An 18,035-nucleotide genomic window follows, 5' to 3' on the forward strand; every position below is an offset into this window, starting at 1 on the left:
TTGGTTGACTTACTTAACGTTTTCTTCCAGGTAAGAGATAGCGTGACCTACTGTTGCAATGTTTTCAGCCTGGTCATCCGGTATAGAAATATTGAATTCTTTTTCAAATTCCATGATCAACTCAACGGTATCAAGTGAGTCAGCTCCTAAATCATTGGTGAAGCTTGCTTCTGGAGTTACCTCAGACTCTTCTACACCTAGTTTGTCAATTATGATTGACGTTACTTTTTGTGCTATTTCAGACATTTTTGTAATGTTTGGTTATAAAATGAGATGCAAAGAAATATATTCTCAAACTAAAATCAAATTAGTAGGTCAATACATCTGTGTTGCTAATTTAGGTCTTAGCTTGCACATAATATGAAGAAAAACAAATTAGATGGTGGCTACTCAATTGATTTTGAATTGTTTGGTCTGGTTTGTAATAAAAAAGAGTACAAGCTGGCCTGGCATCTAAATCAATCTTTGGATATATCTCTAATCAAGCAAGAGGATATAAGGATAGAGTATGCCGACAATACTTCCATTTTGATCTCGAATTATTTGTATGAAACTGAGTATGTACTTTTCGAGCTTCTACAGAATAAGCTGGTAGGAAGTGGTAGCATTAAAAGTCAATTACTGATGCCAGAATTAAAACAGTTTGACTATTTACTGAAATTCAAAGATCAAACGCATGAGCTGACCTCCGAAAACGTTAGTGTAAGAATTAAAGAAATTCCTATCATCGAGTATGCAATGAGGCTTAATTTTGATACTTTAAAATCGAAAGAAAACCTGCTTTACTGAATGAATCAAATGCCTATTAATAAACGGACAAAAATTGTAGCAACTATTGGTCCGGCCAGCAATAACAAAGAAACAATAAGGGAATTGGCAGATGCAGGTGCAAATGTGCTTCGCCTTAATTTTTCTCATGGAAGCCATGCTGATCATGTTAAAGTGATTCAGCATATACATGAGGTAAATACCGAGACCGAATTAAACCTGGCTATTCTTCAGGACTTACAGGGACCTAAAATACGTGTTGGCTCGGTGAAGGACAATGGAGTGGAAATAAAGGAGGGTCAAAGACTTGTAATCAGTACCGATGAGGAGATCGAAGGCACCTCGGAAAGAGTGAGCACTGTTTATAAGGAGATTGTAAATGATGTTAAACCGGGAGATACTATTCTCATAGACGATGGAAACCTCGAGTTGAAAACAATATCTGTCTCTGATGACGAGGTTATAACGGAGGTGATCTATGGTGGTATTTTGAAGTCTAGAAAGGGCATCAACCTGCCGGACACTAACGTTTCGGCACCTTCATTGACAGAAAAAGATTTGGAAGATTTAGCTTTTGGCCTCAAGCAGAATGTCGATTGGGTAGCTTTGAGTTTTGTTAGGAAAGCAGATGATATCCGTGCTTTAAGAGCCATCATTGATAAAGCTGGCAAAAAGACAAAAATTGTTGCCAAGATTGAAAAGCCGGAAGCATTGAGAAACATTGATGATATCATAGAAGAATCTGATGGCATCATGGTTGCCAGGGGCGACCTGGGGGTGGAAATTCCGATGCATGACGTACCTATCTGGCAAAAGAAAATAGTGGAGAAATGTAATCAGGCAGCCAAACCGGTAATTATTGCAACTCAAATGATGGAGAGCATGATTGAAAATCCACGACCGACACGGGCCGAGACAAATGATGTGGCAAATGCTGTAATGGATGGCGCAGATGCTTTGATGCTTAGTGCAGAATCTGCTGCAGGCAAATATCCGGTTGAGGCAGTACAAGCCATGTCTGAAACGATAATGGCAGTCGAAAAAGAAGCCGATTCGATCTACAACAAGTACTACGACAAACAGTTTGAGTCGTCTACCCGCATGAACGATTTATTAATTAGAGCGGCATGTCGATTGGCAGAAAATACTTCAGCTAGAGCACTTGTTTGCATGACTAAATCAGGATATACTGGCTTCAGAACTGCCATGCACCGATCGAAATCTTCAGTTTATCTATTTACAAATAATGAAAAACTGCTTAGACAAATGAACCTGGTTTGGGGCGTGAAGACTTTCTATTTTGATACGCAGGACAATATAGACATGACATTGGAGCAAATTGAGCAGAAACTTGTAGCAACCGGCCATTTGAAGAAGGGAGATATTTTTATTAATACTGCATCTATGCCTCAGCACTGGCATGGACATACTAATATGATGAAGGTGCAGGTAGTGGAGTAGTTTCATTATTTCACGATTTTTTAAGAGAACTCCGCCACTAATAATACGAGAGTGTAGAATACAGGCTATTGTCTCAATAGCATTTCGATGACGGTTTAATCAATAAATGACTAAGATTTCCAATTTCCGGGGTTTTCGCGCCACTCCTTTAGGGTTTTGAGTACCTCGTTCTCAAACATGCGTTCATCCTGCGCATGATCAAGTAGATGGTTGTAGTCACTAAGTACTACCAGATTAACCCCTTTTTCCTGAAAGTTATCCTCTGAAACCTGGAAGCCGTAAGTGAAAATAGCCATCATCCCAACAACTTCAGCTCCAGCCTCACGGAGTGCCTCAGCAGCAGCTAGCGAGCTACCACCAGTGGAAACAAGGTCTTCAATTAAAAGTACCTTTTGTCCTTTATCAATTTTACCCTCGATCATATTTTGCAACCCATGTCCTTTAGATTTTGATCGAACATAAATAAAAGGAAGGCCTAGGTCTTCGGCTACTAATGCGCCTTGCGGTATTCCGGCTGTCGCAACTCCAGCTATAACATCAATCCCATCAAATGAATTGGAAATGGCCAACGAAAGTGCGGTTTTTATTTTTGATCGGACATCCGGGAAGGATAGGCTTAATCGATTATCACAATAAATAGGAGATTTCCATCCTGAGGCCCATGTAAAAGGCTTCTCGGGGCTTAATTTTATTGCTCCAATTTTTAAAAGATCTGCCGCGATCTCATCGGCTAGTTTAGGATTGTAAATTTTGATGCTCATGGGGTACAAAAATAAAACTCCAAAATTACCCATCAATAATACTGAAGGCTTGTTTGATTTTTAATTTATAGTTTAATTGCCTAGGTAATTCTGTACGATGAAGATTTTTATAAATGACATCCCGGTTTATATCCTTTCTGAAAAGAAAGTGAACATGAATCGGGCGTATGGGCTGATTGTGCGGGAGTTTGAGACCATTGTGCCGGACGTACTGGTAGATGATACTTTGATTATGAATGCTACATTCGATCAGATAGACGGACTACTTAAACTTATGACAGATAAAAAGCTCAAAAAAGTCCATTCGATTTTCATTTCATCCCGGGAAAAACGGGCACTTATTAATTACCTCAAGAGCAAGTTCAAGGTGATAGAAGCCGCTGGGGGTATTGTGGAAAAAGATGGTAAGCTTCTGATGATCTATCGTCGTAAGGTTTGGGATATTCCTAAAGGCAAGGTGGATAAGGGAGAATCTATAGAAGAGTGTGCCATACGTGAAGTAGAAGAAGAGACAGGCGTAAAGGGAGTGATTGACAAAGAGATTGATGCTGTCTGGCATACTTACACCACTAAAAAGAAGTATATCCTCAAAAAGACTCATTGGTACGCCATGCATTGCGTAGATGACAAACTGATGGCACCTCAGAAAGGGGAGGGGATCAAGAAAGTGGAATGGATGGATTTAGAGCAGGTTCGAGTCGCACTACATGATTCCTATCGTTCAATCCGGTATGTCATGCAGGAATATACTAAGTTGATGAAAGAGGCTTAGAATCCTTATTAGATAATTTTTCTCTGTAACTGGGCGAATCGAAAGAAGGTGTTCAAAAAAAGGATCCGCAATTTTATGGTTGAACGAAAACTGCAATCGGATATGTACAAACTTATATTTTCTATCAAGGTAGAAGCTGTGGGGTGTCCATTAAGGGATAGTCCTTAAAAGCCAGAGGGTAATCGTATTGTGGATGTCAACCTGCACATACGTATAAAGAGTAAGTCAGGTAAAAGGTGCATTTTTTGATTTCATTTTTAACTGTGTATTGAAGATAAATAAAAAGGCCTGAGTTTATTACCCCAGACCTCACTTACACAGTTTTCTAGATACTACCGAGTTTTATACCCAGACCACACACAGTTTCTTAAATACATCAATAAAACTGAAGAAGCGACCCCTTTGAGGGTAGCTTCTTTTTTTCTTAATCTTTTTTCCCCATCATGTGGAGTTCATTCAGATTGATTTCAGTGATGTATTTTTTCTCACCATCCTTTTCATACGATCGATTGATAAGCTTGCCTTCCATGGCGATTTCACTTCCTTTCTTTAGATAGTTTTCTACCACATCTGCTTTTTTACCCCAAACTACAATGTTGTGCCACTGCGTGTCTTCCACTTTCTCACCCTTGTTGTTGTAGTAGGTTTCATTTGTTGCAAGAGAGAATGTTGCCATTTTCTTCCCACTGTCAAAAGTTCTTACTTCTGGTTCGTTACCTAATCTACCAATTAGTTGTACGCTGTTTTTTAAACTTGTCATGATATAAAAATTTATAATTGTTAAAAATTCACCTGATGGTAGATGAATGTGTCGTTTGACGATAGCAAAGGTTGGGAGGCTTGGATAGGTGATTCGGTTTTTAAATGTTTGTAGTGGCAACTATATACAAAGTGGGACACGAGCTTAATCTTTTTGATTAGGAATCAAAAAGGCTTAGCTGATTTGGTTTTTCAATTGTTTCACGTAATAATGCTACGAACCTAGATGTATCAGCGTAGTAATTTGGATAAGTAAGTCGCAAGGTGTCAATACTATCAGATGAAACAAGGACAATATTTTTATTTGTCAATCTGTTTAATCTTTCTAATCGCAAGTAATCTTCTGATGCTCTATTCAACCCTTTTGATCCAGATGGATATGAGAAAATATCTATCAATTTTTCTTCTGGGTCTAGTTCAATTATAAAGTATCCTTTCCGGTATCTCGTTGTAAAGTCTTGTGTTAGATTAATAGCTGTACTAAAGCCCTCTAACATATTTATAACATCCAGTTTACTCTCTAAAGCAATTATTTCATCTTTAAGGGCAAAAATGTCATTTGATGTAGTAGGAACTATAGGAGTTCCTTCCTTCAAGGCAATTACCGAACTAATAAGAGAAAAAAACCTTCTCCAATCTTGATCTCCACCACCTAATTTAAGGTTCTGATTAGTAAAAGAATCAATTGTTTCAACCGCAGTAGCCCATGCGTGTTGCCATAGTGTTCTAAGTTGAATTTCGATTTTTAGACTATTGTAAACCTTATTTTTATCGCTTAAATATTTATATACTAGATGCACACTACGGTACCCTGTAAATCTTGGTTTCTCGAAAACATAGTCATCGACTGAATGTAATTGATGTTTTAATCCTCGAGAAAATCTACTTGTGTAAACATTAGTAATCTCGTGTAAGCAAGTAACATTTTTTACAATAGCTCTACAACCGCCAATATCTTGTATTTGAGCTAAATTCAATCCACTTATTCGCTCTAACTTGGACTTAATAGAACTTAAACGCTTTATTCTTTGCCCCACTAAAGCGCTTTCATCTACTTTTTTAGCCTCTCTTCTAAGACGTATTTGAAATGTATTGAGAGGAAAATTGTGGCATGTCCTCCAATTATTAATAACGCTATAGGTGTGGTTAAGCTGATCTTCTGAGCAGTCTTCTCTCAATAAAGCCTCCCCAGCTCTATTAACTTCTCTTTTTGAATATTTAGGTTTACTCCATGCCATTTCATGCGAATTTAATAAAAAATACGTCATGCGTTTTAAATCAAGTGTCATGCGAACTGGAAACGCACTGAGCGTCAATAAGATATAGATATATTTTTTATTAAATATTAGGTATTTAATGGGACAAGATGTATCTTTACACTATTGTTAAACGCTAATAGTTATGAACTTCAAAAGCATAGTCGACCTACTTACATACTTCTCTGACGAAACCAAAGCAGTTGAGTATTATGAAAACATCCGATGGGGTGACGAGCCAGCTTGTCCACATTGCGGATCGGTTAAGCCGTACAAGACTAATCGTGGTTATAAGTGCAGAGAAAAGGAGTGCCACAAGAAGTTCACAGTAAGAACAGGAACGATCTTTGAAAACTCTAAGATTCCTTTCCGTGTATGGTTTGCAGCTATCTACTTAGCTACTTCCAGTTCCAAAGGTGTTAGTTCTGTTCAGTTAGCTAGACAAGTAGGAGTTACCCAAAAGACTGCTTGGTTCGTACTTCATAGAATTAGAGAAATGCTGAAAGACAAAGCACCTACTATGTTAGGTGAGAAAAGTGCAGTTGAAGCAGACGAGGCGTATATCGGGCAAAAGGATCAAAATAAGCACTTCAATAAAAGAAGATCCGCAGACAATAAGCTATTAACTAATGATGGTTCACCATACAAAGACAAAAGAGCCGTTTTAGGAGTGATTGAGAGAAACGGCAAAGTAGTTCTTAAGCACGTTCCTAACGCTACTAAAGAGAATATGGTAGCATTTATCGAGAAGCACGTTCCTAAAGGTTCTAAGCTCTATACTGACGAGTTTAGAGGATATGCTTCTCTAGGTAGAACTTACGACCATGCAACTGTTAAACATGCTCTGAATGTTTATGTAGCTGGTGACGTTCACACTAACACCATTGAGAACTTTTGGAGCATACTAAAGAGAGGCTTGTATGGTATTTATCACTCTGTAAGTGATAAGCATTTAGAGAGATACTTAGACGAGTTTGCAGCTAGGTTCAATAACCGATTGCTAGGTGAAGAGGGCAAGTTTGTGAAGTTCCTAGAGGATAGCGAAAGCCCTCTTAGTTATAAGAGATTGACAGGGAGGCCAGTTTAACGACTGGCTTTTCGTTATCATTGTATTATGAAAGACAAGTCATCACCACAAGCCAAGTTAGCAGCTAAAGCAATTCGTCATAGGATTGAAGAGGGCAATCTAATGAAAGAAGTAAAGGACATTTTAAACAAAGAATCAGATGAGCAAAAAGGAGAAGAAGGAGAGAAAGGGTAAGTACGAAGAAAAGCTCCAAATCGAAGGAACTTTAGAAGAAGTTCTAAAGGTGTCCGTTCCTAAAAAGGAGAAAGAAAAGAAATGAATTGGTACGACATAGCCCTACTGATCGGAATGGTTGTGTTAGGACTGTGGTTAATGCGTAAGTATGAGTATTACAGATATAGAAAGAAATGAGTATCAGAGGGAGAACACCCGAAAGGCTTTAGAGTATCTTGCTAATGCTCCTAAGTTATCAAGTGAAGAAGCGATCGAGCAGATCAAAAGAAATAGAATAGATTGGTAGGAACGTTTCAGGACGTACGGCTAAGAGCCTCGAAAATGTAGAGACAAACTATTAGCCACCTATGATTAGTTCTTTGATTCCATAAGTCTAGTATTGGGACTTAAAATCCCTGGAGGTTCTGACCTCAAAAGAACGACTGATTGACTACAAATTTTAAAGAGACAAGCCCCGTCTCAGTAACCCAACTTTATGACTTTGTCCCACTTTGTATATAGTTGCCTTTGTAGTCATTTATTATCCGTTTGTAGTCGTTTGTAATTGGATTTATATCTGTAAATCAATACTTTAGAATTATGGAAAATAGAAAATGTCCTGAATGCGGGAGAGCAGTTCATGGTCGGGTTGATAAAAAATTTTGCTCAGATGCCTGTCGAAATGCATTCAACAACAAGGTGAATTCCGCCGCAACTAACTATATGCGAAATGTGAATAATACACTCGCCAAGAATAGGAGAATACTACAAGAATTGAACCCGGAAGGAAAAAAGAAGTCGCATAAAGATAAGTTACTAAAGAAAGGATTCGATTTCGATTTTTATACGAATAGCTATACTACCAAAGCAGGGGATACCTACCGATTCTGCTATGAACAAGGATACTTGATGTTGGATGAAGGTTTCGTTTTGTTGGTAGAACGGAAGGATGAGAATTAGATGTTTTTAGAATAAATGAAACAATTATGGTTTTTATCTGCTTATGTATATAACTAACAATGTTGACAGTATGAATAAGCCTACCATAGCAGATAAGCAACCAAAAGCCGTAGAACTGGAGGAAGGAAAAACCTATGCATGGTGTGCATGTGGTCAATCCTCTAATCAACCATATTGTGATGGTTCACATTCTGGCACAGAGTTTTCTCCGAAAGTTTTCAAAGCTGAAGAAACAAAGACAACATATCTATGCATGTGCAAGCACACCAGCAACCCTGGTTTTTGCGATGGAACACACAAGAACTTATAATCTACCAATTTGCATGGTCAAGATTAGCATCTATTACAGTAGTTGAGTCATCAATAATCTTAAATGGTTGGCAGTAGCATGTTTCCGGGCATTGAATAAAATCACAAGCAAAACTATTACCATCTCTTAAAAAGAGACTGTAATCACCTTCTCTCAATTTGATCGAATAGGTTCCATCGGTATTTGATCTTACACTATCCACAAGCAAGTCCCAATCAAATTTTTCATTTAGCCGAGTAATAAAAACCGTCGTAACAATTGGTCTCGGTTCGCACGGTGGCACACCAGGACCAGGCATGCAGTTACCTTCATAAATTCCTATGGTTCCTTTTAGTAAACCCATGTTTTGTTCTTGTTTTTGACCAATGCAAGAGGTTGATAACAAGCATGTTGAGAAAATTATTACCAGAAAATTATTACACATAATGTTATTATTTATTCTTGAATCTAAATGCAACCACAATTTAAGGAATTCATCTATGATAATACTGTGTTAATCGACACAGTGAAACATTTATTATCATTTGATAATACAGTTATATCCTTTATTAATGCAATTAATAAGTCATTTTAGATAGCAAATTGTGATTATCAAAATAAAATACTGAAAATTTATTAATATTATACTTAATATTTTGATTTTGTATTTTAGATGCAAAGCTTGTTGGAAGTGCCAGAAAAATACCTTTATATTCGTCGGATTAATTGATAACCTAATCGTTTTATTATGAGAAGAAACAAGCGACAGGTTAAGGCGATGTTGCTCGCCTTTGCCATGTCCACAACTATTACTTTTGCCCAAACTCCACAGCAAAGGCAAGAGATTAGCAACAAGTACGACAAATCAAAACTTACCCAACTCAATCAAAACTTCAGAGCAAAAGAAGAGAGCCGAAGAGCCGAAGCAATTAATATGGCTTCACTCCGAGGTTGGGAAATCCTCAAAGCAAATTCAGATGGATCTGTTGATGAATTGGTGGCAGTCTCAAGAGATGGTCATCCAATCTATTACACCATTTATAATGAAGATGCTGCTCGTTCGACGAGAGCAGATCATCTAAATATTGGTGGATCCCTTGGCCTTAGTCTGGATGGGCAGAATATGACTGCTCATGTTTGGGATGGAGGACCTACGAGAGTTACTCACCAGGAGTTTGACGGCCCTGGTGGAAACAACAGGGTTACCATCAATGATGGTGTTACCGGACTGAATGGAAATAGCTTCCATGCTCAGCATGTAACGGGAACTATCGTTGCTTCTGGCGTACAAGCTGCAGCAAAAGGTATGGCTCCAAGAGGACTGGCCCTTACGCATGATTGGAACAATGATCTTTCGGAAGCAACCACTGAGGCTGCTAATGGTATGTTAATTTCTAATCACTCGTATGGATACAGGGCTAACCTGGTACCTGACTGGTACTTTGGTGCTTATTTGGAAGAATCCAGAGATTGGGATGCGTTGATGTACAATTCACCTTATTACTTAATGGTGGTTGCTGCAGGTAACGATGGTAACGATAATTCATCAAACGGAAACCCACTTGCAGGTCAATCCTCTTACGATAAATTAACTGGTCATTCAACATCCAAAAACAACATGGTGGTTGCAAATGGTCAGGATGCCAACGTAAACAACGACGGTTCATTTAATTCTGTTGTGATCAATAGCAGCAGTAGTGAAGGCCCAACGGATGATTACAGAATCAAGCCGGATATTACCGGAAACGGAACAGGTGTTTATTCTACCTATGACAACAGTGATGTTGCTTACAATTCTATTTCAGGTACTTCCATGGCTTCTCCCAATGTGACCGGAACTTTATTACTTCTTCAGCAGCACTACAACAATGTAAATGGTAGCTTCATGAGAGCTGCAACATTGAAAGGGCTGGCTTTGCATACGGCGGATGACGCTGGTGTTTCCGGTCCTGATGTTGTTTACGGCTGGGGACTTTTAAATGCCAAGGCAGCTGCAGAAGCAATTTCTGATAATGGCAATGGCGCAATCATTGATGAGCTTTCACTTTCTAACGGAGGTTCTTATACATTGAATGTTGACTCTGATGGAAGTAGTCCACTGATGGCTTCTATTTCATGGACAGATCCTGCCGGAACCGCAAATACTGGAACAGCTAACCAAACCACTCCGGTTTTGGTCAATGATCTTGATATCCGTGTAACAAAAGGAGGTTCTACTTATAGTCCATACAGACTTACAGGAATCAACTCTAACAATACCGGAGATAATAATGTAGATCCTTATGAGCGAGTGGATATTTCCGGAGCTTCTGGATCTTATACCATTACAGTTACTCACAAAGGTTCACTTTCCGGCGGAAGCCAAAATTTCTCACTTGTGGTAACAGGCGTAACAGGCACACCTCCGGTTTGTAATGCAACTACTCCAACAGGACTATCTTCATCGAATGTTGGTTCCAGCACAGCCACTGTTTCGTGGAACGCTGTTGCGAATGCGACTTATGATATGAGATACAGACAAACAGGTACTTCTACCTGGACAACTGTAGCTGCGACGGGTACATCTTTTAACCTTTCTGGATTAACTCCACAAACGCAGTATGAAGCACAGGTAAGAAGTAAGTGTCCGGATAGTTCTACATCGTCATATTCCAGTTCAATAAACTTCACTACAACTGAAGTTCAACTAAACTACTGTTCATCCAATGGAAACAACACCAATGATGAATATATCAGCAGAGTTCAAATTGGAAGCATTGACAATAGCACAGGTGCATCTTCAGGAGGATATGGCGACTTCACTGGTCAGTCTACTAATCTTGCTAAAAATGCATCTGCTACTATCACCGTGACTCCAACATGGACTGGAACAGTTTATAACGAAGCATATAGTGTATGGATCGATTATAACAAGGATGGTGACTTCACAGATTCAGGGGAGCAAGTATGGACACAGTCTGCTACGCAAACCTCTCCGGTTTCAGGAAACTTCACTGTACCAAGCAGTGCGGTAGAAGGGAATACTAGAATGAGAGTATCTATGAAATATAATGGTATTCCAACTTCATGCGAGTCATTCCAGTATGGCGAAGTTGAAGATTATACGGTAAACATCACCGGAGGTGGTGGAGATACCGAAGCTCCAACTGCTCCTACGAACCTGACTGCATCTAATGTGACTGAGACTACTTTAACACTGAACTGGACTGCTTCGACAGACAATGTAGGAGTAACCGGTTACGATGTGTATCAAGGGTCTACTAACATTGGAACAGTTACAAGCACAACAGCCAATGTGACAGGACTTACCGCTGGTACTTCTTATACTTTCACTGTGACTGCAAAAGATGCTGCAGGAAACGCGTCTGCAGCAAGTAATGCTGTAAATGTGACCACTCAGACTCCAGGAATGACGTGTTCTTCAACCGAGACTCTTCCATATAGCGAAGGTTTCGAAAGCAATGACGGATGGACCCAAATTACCGGTGATGATGGTAACTGGGTGCGTGATGCAAACGGAACCCCTTCATCAAACACAGGACCAAGCTCAGCAGTGGAAGGCTCTTATTATATGTTTCTTGAAGCATCTACCAATGGAAGTGCAGGACAGATTGGCAGCAATGCAACGGCCATCCTTGAAAGCCCATGCTTTGATCTTTCCGGTGAGACAAGTGCAACTTTCTCATTCCAGTATCACATGTATGGAAGCAATGTAGGTTCGCTTACAGCTCAGGCTTCTACGGATGGAAACAGTTGGACAAATGTTTGGACACTGTCAGGCAATCAGGGCAACTCATGGCAGGCTGTCAATGTTGACCTTTCTTCTTACCTTGGAGGTGATGTGAAGTTGAGAATGGTTGGAACGACCGGAAATGGATGGTCCAGTGATATAGCTATCGATGACCTTTCTGTTACAGCTGGTAGTCTGCCAACTACTGTGACTCTAACATTGAATTTTGATAACTATCCAGAGGAAACCAGCTGGGCAATCATGGATGGATCGACAACTGTTGCTTCTGGTGGAACATATCCTTCACAGCCTGATGGATCAACTATCAGTGTTGACATTGATCTGGATGCAGGATGCTATGATTTTGTGATCAATGATTCTTACGGTGATGGTATCTGCTGCTCTTATGGAAGTGGCTCTTACAGCCTGACCGATGGAAGCACGACTCTGGCATCAGGTGGATCATTTGGATCTAGTGAAACCACTGCATTCTGTGTAGGAGGAGCTACGTCTTCTTATGCCACTCAGTCATCAGTATCTTCTTCTTTAGGAACACCTGTGAGCGTGAGTATGTATCCTAACTATAATGTAGGAGACAGATTGACGATAGCTTCTAACAGAGATGAAGCTACTTACTCCATCACAAATCTTAATGGCCAGATAGTTGACAGAGGTCAGATTGTGAACGGAAGAGTGAGTGTTGGACATCTTAATGCAGGTATGTACATGATCCATCTAAAAGATGAAGGTGGAAAATCCATCATGAAGAAGTTTGTAAAAGAATAACTTAGACCTGACCTAAGTGGAAGCCCTGTTCGCCATCCGGCGGATAGGGCTTTTTATTTCAGGATTGCTATCTTCCCGGGATGAAACTTAAAATCCCACCAGTTATTGTTTTTTTCATGGCACTAGGTATCAACTTCGGTGCACACTATCTGTTTCCTGAGTATTCATACGGTTTTCTTTACCAAACATTATTGTCCAGGATATTCCTTGGGATGGGCGTGCTGGCACTGTTTTCAGGCATCATTTCTTTTCGCATAAAAGGAACAACCGTTGATCCGCTCAATCCGGAAAAAGCATCATCATTGGTACAATCAGGTATTTATAAATACACGAGAAATCCGATGTATTTAGGGATGGCACTGGTGCTACTAGGTGGGATAGTCAGAATCGGAAATCCCATTGGCCTCTTAGCCATAATGTTCTTCATCTGGTATATAACAAAATTTCAGATTAAGCCTGAAGAAGCAGCCCTCAAAAAGATTTTCGGAGCTGAATACGAGAAGTTTTGTAATAAAGTGAGGAGGTGGGTTTAAAAAAAGCAAGCTGTTGGCAGCTTGCTTTCCAAAATATTTTTTGTTTCAAAGTTAAATATTCGGTGACCAAACACTGTAGCTGTTTGGTGGACATTGGATTTGTACCCATCCACCACTTTGTGTTGTTGGATACCACCCGGAATGACCAGTAAAATCTTTGATCTGAGTACTGTACCAATTGGTAGGCACCCATCGGGTTTTCCAGGAGCCGGAGTTGTTGATGTAAACAATCAATCCCGGGTTTCCTCCGTATCCATTTCTCCTAGCAACATACTCGTCGTTATCAACATGGAGGATACTGGTGTTACCTGTTGCTTTGTTGTTGTGAATCCAAATAAGGTTATTGAGCTTGTTTTTATCTAACCATTCTTCATAGTCCCGATAGAAAATAGTAGGATATCCTTCGTGGGTCAGAATATAGGCATAGGCTAGCATCTTATTCCATATTTCATCTGTGTCATGATTAGTAACAAAGGTTACCGCTTTATATGGGTTACGTTTCCACATCATATCATCATTGAGTATGTTCAGGTTGTTCCCATCAAAAGCATCATTCATTTTGTAATAGCATGCAAAGTCAAATACACTGCTGTTCGCAGAATTGGCCCATGATTCAAGCCAGTTTACATTAGAGTCCCAGAGTTCTCCAACGGAAAATCCGCCTACTGCATTGTTCCAGGCAGCTACCACCCACGGATCAAATCCTTTTACATAATCGAATCTCCATCCATCAAAGCCCATAGTGTTTTTGTAGTATTTAGCGACTCCATCTGAGCGATTCCATAGCCAGTCCTGCACATAGGGTACATCATGGCATAGGTCAGGGAATCCTCCGAATGCTCCAGCGTCACCTCCATGAACCCAATTTGGGTGAAAATCATGCTGTGAACGTAAAAACTTGCCCGATGCTACTCCGCTAAAGTCTGTCCAGGTATTTGTGCCAGTGTATTGATTGGCTTCCAGTTGGCCACCGCTGTTGTGGTTTAAAACAATGTCAGCGTATACTTCCATGTTTTCTGAGTGCGCTTTATTGATGAGGGATTGAAGCTCTGACTTAGAACCAAAGCGTGTCTCTACTGTTCCATTTTGATTATAGTTTCCAAAATCAAAATAATCGGTTGGGTCATAGCCCATCGAATAAGGACCGTTCTGAGCCTTTGATACCGGAGGAAGCCATACAGACTGAATGCCGGCATTGGACCAGGCTGTTAACTTACCTTTGACAGTATTCCACCAGGTGCCGCCCGCGGGCACATCCCAGTAAAATCCCTGCATCATCACTCCACCACCTGGACCTGCGGTGAAACGTCCTTTTTCACTATCGGGTTGAGTACTGAAAGGTTTGCCATCATGATTGGTTACCTGAATAATTTCTGTAGCTTCCTGCGTCTGATCTAAATCAGATACCTCTGTAGCTTCATCACAACTAAATAGGAACATTGCAATCCCCGTTCCTAATAGGGCTTTAGTGAGTCTTCTCATAACATTTTTATAGGTTGTTTATCTAGATTAAGATAATTATTAATGAGATTATTTTTATTAAAAATGAAAGTTAAATGACTGATTATCAGTGATTTTTACATTTCATCTAATCCGAAAACGTTTGCGCTTTGCGAAATTTTCAATATTCCACGGCAACAAGATTTTAAAAACCCTTAAAAGTTGTCCAGATATTCAACAAGGTTAGTTTCTCTAGTGATTCCAAGTTTTTTCCTTAATCTATATCTCGCCAGTTCTACACCACGAATTGTAATATTCATTAGGTTAGCAATGTCTTTAGTACTCATATTCATTTTTAAATATGCACATAGCTTAGTCTCTTGTGGGGTAAGGTGTACCTCTTGCTTGATCTTGTGAAGGAAATTACCATGAACCTGATCAAAGTGATGTGCGAAAGTTTCCCAGCCCTCATCTTTGTCAATATTCTTTTCAATTGATTTCACAATTTTATTCAATGAATCTGTGTTGTCTTTTTGACTAAGGGTATCGTTCAACTTTTTCCGAATGGACAATACGAATTCGTTTTTGCTAAGTAAGTGCATAGTTACTGATGCTAACTGATTGTTCTTATGGGTTATTTCTTGCTTCAACTTTTCATTTTTCAGCTCCTGAATCTGCTGATTAGTTTTCTCAGAAAACTCATGAATCTCACGCTCCTTGGAGCGGATTTCTTCTTCTTTACTTTGACTTAAGATTTGTTTTTCCGTCTTATGTTTTTTCTCTCTTGAATAGAGAACACTAAAAAAAGTAAAGATGATAAACATGAAATAGAGTGTATAGGCAATGTTTGACTCATACCATTGAGGTGTTATGGTGAAAGTATATGTACTGATCCTACTCTCATTTCCGTAAATATTGAGTGACTTGATTTCAAATTGATATTCATCTGTAGGTAGGTTAGTATATTCTTTCCAGTTTGTGTCAGTCCATTCAGACCATTCCTTTTCATAGGGTACTAATCTATATGCATATTTAATGTCGTCCATCCCATCAAAGTATGGAGTGGAATATTCAAATCGAATCACTTTGGGACTATCCATCGTGGTAGATTGAAAAAAGGTACCCGAAATTGTATTTGTTTGATTTTCTTGGTTGGTTATCTCTACACGTTTTAAGTATGTGTCAAATACATCCTTGATCGATCTGTCCAGGTTTGGATCGTATCTAATAAAACCTTCCTTAGCCCCCACAAGTATATCATTATTTATCACACTTATGTTTTCCAGGTCATCACTGATATATCCGTTAATCTTTCGAAATTGTTGTTCTTCTGATTTGTACACACCGATAGATTCTTTTTTGAGTAAACCAAGTTGTCCTCCGGCGATGTAGAATATCTGGTTATTGTTTGCTTGCTTTATTTTACTCACGTGACGGTTTTCAAACCATTTATTTAAAAAAGGATGTATTTCGAAGCGATCACTTTCCGGGTTGTAACGATAAACTCCTGTCTCTGCTGTAAAAATGAGCTCATCGTCAAGCCGATAAACACTGATAAGTATATCTGTAGGAAATCCGTTTTCAGCACCGTAATGTTCAATAGTATGTATGGTATCCCCTTGAAGCTTAATTTTATAAGCACCTTTGTATCCATGAGTCATCCATAAGGTACTATCATTGGCAAATTCAAAAATGCGGGAAGATTCATTTAAGCCCTTCAGGTTTGACTTCACAGACGGTATATTTCCTTTCTTATCAAATAAGGTGAAGCCTTCGTAAGTGCCTCCAATGAGTTGGGTATCTGTTAATTTGGAAAATTTCCACACCCCTGTTTCATTATAAAATTGACGGATATTTTTGTTATTCAGAATAAATGCACCCTCATGATGGCTCAGCATGATAGCGTCTTCAATGACTTCCACGTTGTTAACCAGTCCTTCGCTTCCTTTAATGAGTTCATATCGATTTGTTTCTTTCATTTCAGCGATGGTGCCTTTTGGTTCAAAAAGTCCACTACTTGTTCCTAAAAAAATGTTATTGTTTAGAGATGCGGCTGAATATCCTGTTCCTTCAAGACCTACATTTTCATTGATAAGAGAAAAAGGTGAGCCTAGTTCAATGACACATATCCCATTGTTCAACCCCGCCCATAAATTATTGAAATCATCTTCATAAAGTGCGATGACAGTCCTGTGATTCAGCCCTTTGTTTTTCGTGAGGTGCAGGGTGGGTTGTAAGTCACTATTAATAATTAGCAAACCATTATTCTGAGTGCCTAACACTATATTTCCATTTCGCAATTGGAGAACCCTATTAATTTTGGCACCCATCAAAAAATCATTAAATGATGTTTGGATGAGTTTGATACTGTTCTCTTCATATGAGTAGATTTCACCATCATAGGAAAAGATCAGATATCTTTCATCACTTTTTATTGCCCCTCTATAGTTTTCACCACTGCTATTTTTTAATAGCTCAAATTGAGACTGACCATTTTTCATCCTATAAAGCCCTCTGGAAGTACCCGCTAATAATTCATCATTACTTTTGAAAATAAATTCTGCTGGAGGAATATCCATTGGAATGATCTGATATTCTTCAATGAGCATAATTGTACCGTAAACATTAGCGTAAATACGTTCATTAAAAGAGACCAAATCCCATACTTCATCTGTTGCTATTGAATCTGGAATTAAATAAACAAGGTTATGATACGTCATACCTCCTTTTATTCGTTCAAAATAACCTAGCTGCCTTTGTCCACCTACATAAATTCGATTGGTTTTTTCTTCAACTATTACTGATCGGGATTTAGTGGTTCCTGCTATGCTATAATTATTCCAGGTAGCACCATCAAACTCTAAGAGCCCATAGTTGTTTGCTACATAGATGTATCCGGACGTATCCTGATCAATTCCCCAATTTTGTATCCCCCCGTTGTATTCTGATGGAGTATAGGTAGTGATTAGGGGTAAGGAAATTAGGTTTTGTTCCCTTGCAGTATTTGATTGAGATACGACAGAAACAAATGGAATTTGCAATAAAGTCCATAGTAATGGGAGCCTTTTCGTATAGTTCCAAAAATTTTTATGAGAAATCATTGAGAAAGTAAAATATGTACTTATGCTATCAAATTTACATTTTTTATAGTTTTTGATGTATTAATTAAAATAGAGTGATGAGTTTTTGATGTAGTGTGTTTTTCGTTTTTTTAAGCTTTTACCCCCTAATGTTGATTACTCGAATCGATAAAAAAATCGAAAGTGGTTCTGACTTTAAA

General features: G+C 38.9%; 17 protein-coding genes. 10 read left to right on the top strand and 7 right to left on the bottom strand.

Translation table 11 applies throughout. The features are described from left to right. Positions 1 to 9: 9 nt before the first annotated feature. Positions 10 to 246: an acyl carrier protein gene (locus RIC88_RS01485; protein WP_089358163.1), complete on the bottom strand. Its 237-nt coding sequence runs from the start codon at positions 244 to 246 to the stop codon at positions 10 to 12. 114 nt (positions 247 to 360) lie between these two features. Between RIC88_RS01485 and RIC88_RS01490 the strand changes: the two genes are divergently transcribed. Continuing rightward, positions 361 to 789 carry an IPExxxVDY family protein gene (locus tag RIC88_RS01490; RefSeq protein ID WP_350215651.1) on the top strand — a complete coding sequence of 143 codons (429 nt, stop codon included), beginning with the start codon at positions 361 to 363 and terminating at the stop codon, positions 787 to 789. Next, a complete protein-coding gene (gene pyk / locus RIC88_RS01495; protein ID WP_502879991.1) occupies positions 790 to 2,229 on the top strand; it encodes a pyruvate kinase in 1,440 nt (479 codons plus the stop codon). A gap of 110 nt (positions 2,230 to 2,339) precedes the next feature. Here the strand turns inward: pyk and pyrE are convergent, their stop codons facing one another. Further along, positions 2,340 to 2,984 carry an orotate phosphoribosyltransferase gene (pyrE, locus tag RIC88_RS01500; RefSeq protein ID WP_350215715.1) on the bottom strand — a complete coding sequence of 215 codons (645 nt, stop codon included), beginning with the start codon at positions 2,982 to 2,984 and terminating at the stop codon, positions 2,340 to 2,342. 103 nt (positions 2,985 to 3,087) lie between these two features. Here pyrE and RIC88_RS01505 point away from each other — a divergent pair, with 103 nt between their 5' ends. Then, a complete protein-coding gene (locus tag RIC88_RS01505; protein ID WP_350215653.1) occupies positions 3,088 to 3,762 on the top strand; it encodes an NUDIX hydrolase in 675 nt (224 codons plus the stop codon). 424 nt (positions 3,763 to 4,186) lie between these two features. Here RIC88_RS01505 and RIC88_RS01510 read toward each other — a convergent pair whose 3' ends face one another. Further along, on the bottom strand, positions 4,187 to 4,522 hold the full coding sequence (locus RIC88_RS01510) for a single-stranded DNA-binding protein (protein WP_350215654.1): 336 nt from the start codon (positions 4,520 to 4,522) through the stop codon (positions 4,187 to 4,189). Between the two features lie 157 nt (positions 4,523 to 4,679). Then, positions 4,680 to 5,759 (bottom strand): RelA/SpoT domain-containing protein, encoded by a 1,080-nt coding sequence (locus RIC88_RS01515; protein WP_350215655.1) that lies wholly within the window; start codon positions 5,757 to 5,759, stop codon positions 4,680 to 4,682. Positions 5,760 to 5,922: 163 nt separating this feature from the next. Here RIC88_RS01515 and RIC88_RS01520 point away from each other — a divergent pair, with 163 nt between their 5' ends. The 5 genes from RIC88_RS01520 (at position 5,923) to RIC88_RS01540 (ending at position 8,287) form a co-directional block, all read left to right on the top strand. Then, positions 5,923 to 6,864, top strand: coding sequence for an IS1595 family transposase (locus tag RIC88_RS01520; RefSeq protein WP_350215656.1), 942 nt, complete (start codon positions 5,923 to 5,925; stop codon positions 6,862 to 6,864). A gap of 27 nt (positions 6,865 to 6,891) precedes the next feature. Next, a complete protein-coding gene (locus RIC88_RS01525) occupies positions 6,892 to 7,038 on the top strand; it encodes a hypothetical protein (RefSeq protein WP_350215657.1) in 147 nt (48 codons plus the stop codon). Between the two features lie 148 nt (positions 7,039 to 7,186). Beyond that, entirely contained in the window at positions 7,187 to 7,324 is a 138-nt protein-coding gene (locus RIC88_RS01530) for a hypothetical protein (RefSeq protein WP_350215658.1), read from the top strand. Between the two features lie 293 nt (positions 7,325 to 7,617). After that, a complete protein-coding gene (locus tag RIC88_RS01535) occupies positions 7,618 to 7,977 on the top strand; it encodes a hypothetical protein (RefSeq protein ID WP_350215659.1) in 360 nt (119 codons plus the stop codon). A gap of 70 nt (positions 7,978 to 8,047) precedes the next feature. Next, positions 8,048 to 8,287, top strand: coding sequence for a CDGSH iron-sulfur domain-containing protein (locus RIC88_RS01540; protein WP_350215660.1), 240 nt, complete (start codon positions 8,048 to 8,050; stop codon positions 8,285 to 8,287). 1 nt (position 8,288) lies between these two features. Here the strand turns inward: RIC88_RS01540 and RIC88_RS01545 are convergent, their stop codons facing one another. Next, on the bottom strand, positions 8,289 to 8,630 hold the full coding sequence (locus RIC88_RS01545) for a hypothetical protein (protein WP_350215661.1): 342 nt from the start codon (positions 8,628 to 8,630) through the stop codon (positions 8,289 to 8,291). A 384-nt stretch (positions 8,631 to 9,014) separates the two neighbouring features. On the opposite strand from RIC88_RS01545, the gene RIC88_RS01550 reads away from it, so the two are divergent. Together RIC88_RS01550 and RIC88_RS01555 are read left to right on the top strand one after the other, a co-directional pair. Then, the gene (locus RIC88_RS01550) at positions 9,015 to 12,782 is read left to right on the top strand and encodes a GEVED domain-containing protein (RefSeq protein ID WP_350215662.1); all 3,768 of its coding nucleotides are present in this window, start codon (positions 9,015 to 9,017) and stop codon (positions 12,780 to 12,782) included. An 80-nt stretch (positions 12,783 to 12,862) separates the two neighbouring features. Next, the gene (locus tag RIC88_RS01555) at positions 12,863 to 13,315 is read left to right on the top strand and encodes a methyltransferase family protein (protein WP_350215663.1); all 453 of its coding nucleotides are present in this window, start codon (positions 12,863 to 12,865) and stop codon (positions 13,313 to 13,315) included. 51 nt (positions 13,316 to 13,366) lie between these two features. Here RIC88_RS01555 and RIC88_RS01560 read toward each other — a convergent pair whose 3' ends face one another. Together RIC88_RS01560 and RIC88_RS01565 are read right to left on the bottom strand one after the other, a co-directional pair. Then, the gene (locus RIC88_RS01560; RefSeq protein ID WP_350215664.1) at positions 13,367 to 14,797 is read right to left on the bottom strand and encodes an alpha-amylase; all 1,431 of its coding nucleotides are present in this window, start codon (positions 14,795 to 14,797) and stop codon (positions 13,367 to 13,369) included. 173 nt (positions 14,798 to 14,970) lie between these two features. After that, positions 14,971 to 17,796, bottom strand: coding sequence for a triple tyrosine motif-containing protein (locus tag RIC88_RS01565; protein ID WP_350215665.1), 2,826 nt, complete (start codon positions 17,794 to 17,796; stop codon positions 14,971 to 14,973). Positions 17,797 to 18,035: the final 239 nt, after the last annotated feature.

It is taken from the genome of Ekhidna sp. (genome assembly GCF_040220215.1).
Taxonomy (GTDB): domain Bacteria; phylum Bacteroidota; class Bacteroidia; order Cytophagales; family Cyclobacteriaceae; genus Ekhidna.

Coding starts and splice junctions, on each gene's coding strand:
- RIC88_RS01550 (WP_350215662.1), top strand. CDS start 9,015: ATGAGAAGAAACAAGCGACAGGTTAAGGCGATGTTGCTCGCCTTTGCC.
- RIC88_RS01485 (WP_089358163.1), bottom strand. CDS start 246: ATGTCTGAAATAGCACAAAAAGTAACGTCAATCATAATTGACAAACTA.
- RIC88_RS01530 (WP_350215658.1), top strand. CDS start 7,187: ATGAGTATTACAGATATAGAAAGAAATGAGTATCAGAGGGAGAACACC.
- RIC88_RS01535 (WP_350215659.1), top strand. CDS start 7,618: ATGGAAAATAGAAAATGTCCTGAATGCGGGAGAGCAGTTCATGGTCGG.
- RIC88_RS01490 (WP_350215651.1), top strand. CDS start 361: ATGAAGAAAAACAAATTAGATGGTGGCTACTCAATTGATTTTGAATTG.
- RIC88_RS01515 (WP_350215655.1), bottom strand. CDS start 5,759: ATGGCATGGAGTAAACCTAAATATTCAAAAAGAGAAGTTAATAGAGCT.
- RIC88_RS01525 (WP_350215657.1), top strand. CDS start 6,892: ATGAAAGACAAGTCATCACCACAAGCCAAGTTAGCAGCTAAAGCAATT.
- RIC88_RS01520 (WP_350215656.1), top strand. CDS start 5,923: ATGAACTTCAAAAGCATAGTCGACCTACTTACATACTTCTCTGACGAA.
- RIC88_RS01560 (WP_350215664.1), bottom strand. CDS start 14,797: ATGAGAAGACTCACTAAAGCCCTATTAGGAACGGGGATTGCAATGTTC.
- RIC88_RS01510 (WP_350215654.1), bottom strand. CDS start 4,522: ATGACAAGTTTAAAAAACAGCGTACAACTAATTGGTAGATTAGGTAAC.
- RIC88_RS01540 (WP_350215660.1), top strand. CDS start 8,048: ATGAATAAGCCTACCATAGCAGATAAGCAACCAAAAGCCGTAGAACTG.
- RIC88_RS01555 (WP_350215663.1), top strand. CDS start 12,863: ATGAAACTTAAAATCCCACCAGTTATTGTTTTTTTCATGGCACTAGGT.
- pyk (WP_502879991.1), top strand. CDS start 790: ATGAATCAAATGCCTATTAATAAACGGACAAAAATTGTAGCAACTATT.
- RIC88_RS01505 (WP_350215653.1), top strand. CDS start 3,088: ATGAAGATTTTTATAAATGACATCCCGGTTTATATCCTTTCTGAAAAG.
- RIC88_RS01545 (WP_350215661.1), bottom strand. CDS start 8,630: ATGGGTTTACTAAAAGGAACCATAGGAATTTATGAAGGTAACTGCATG.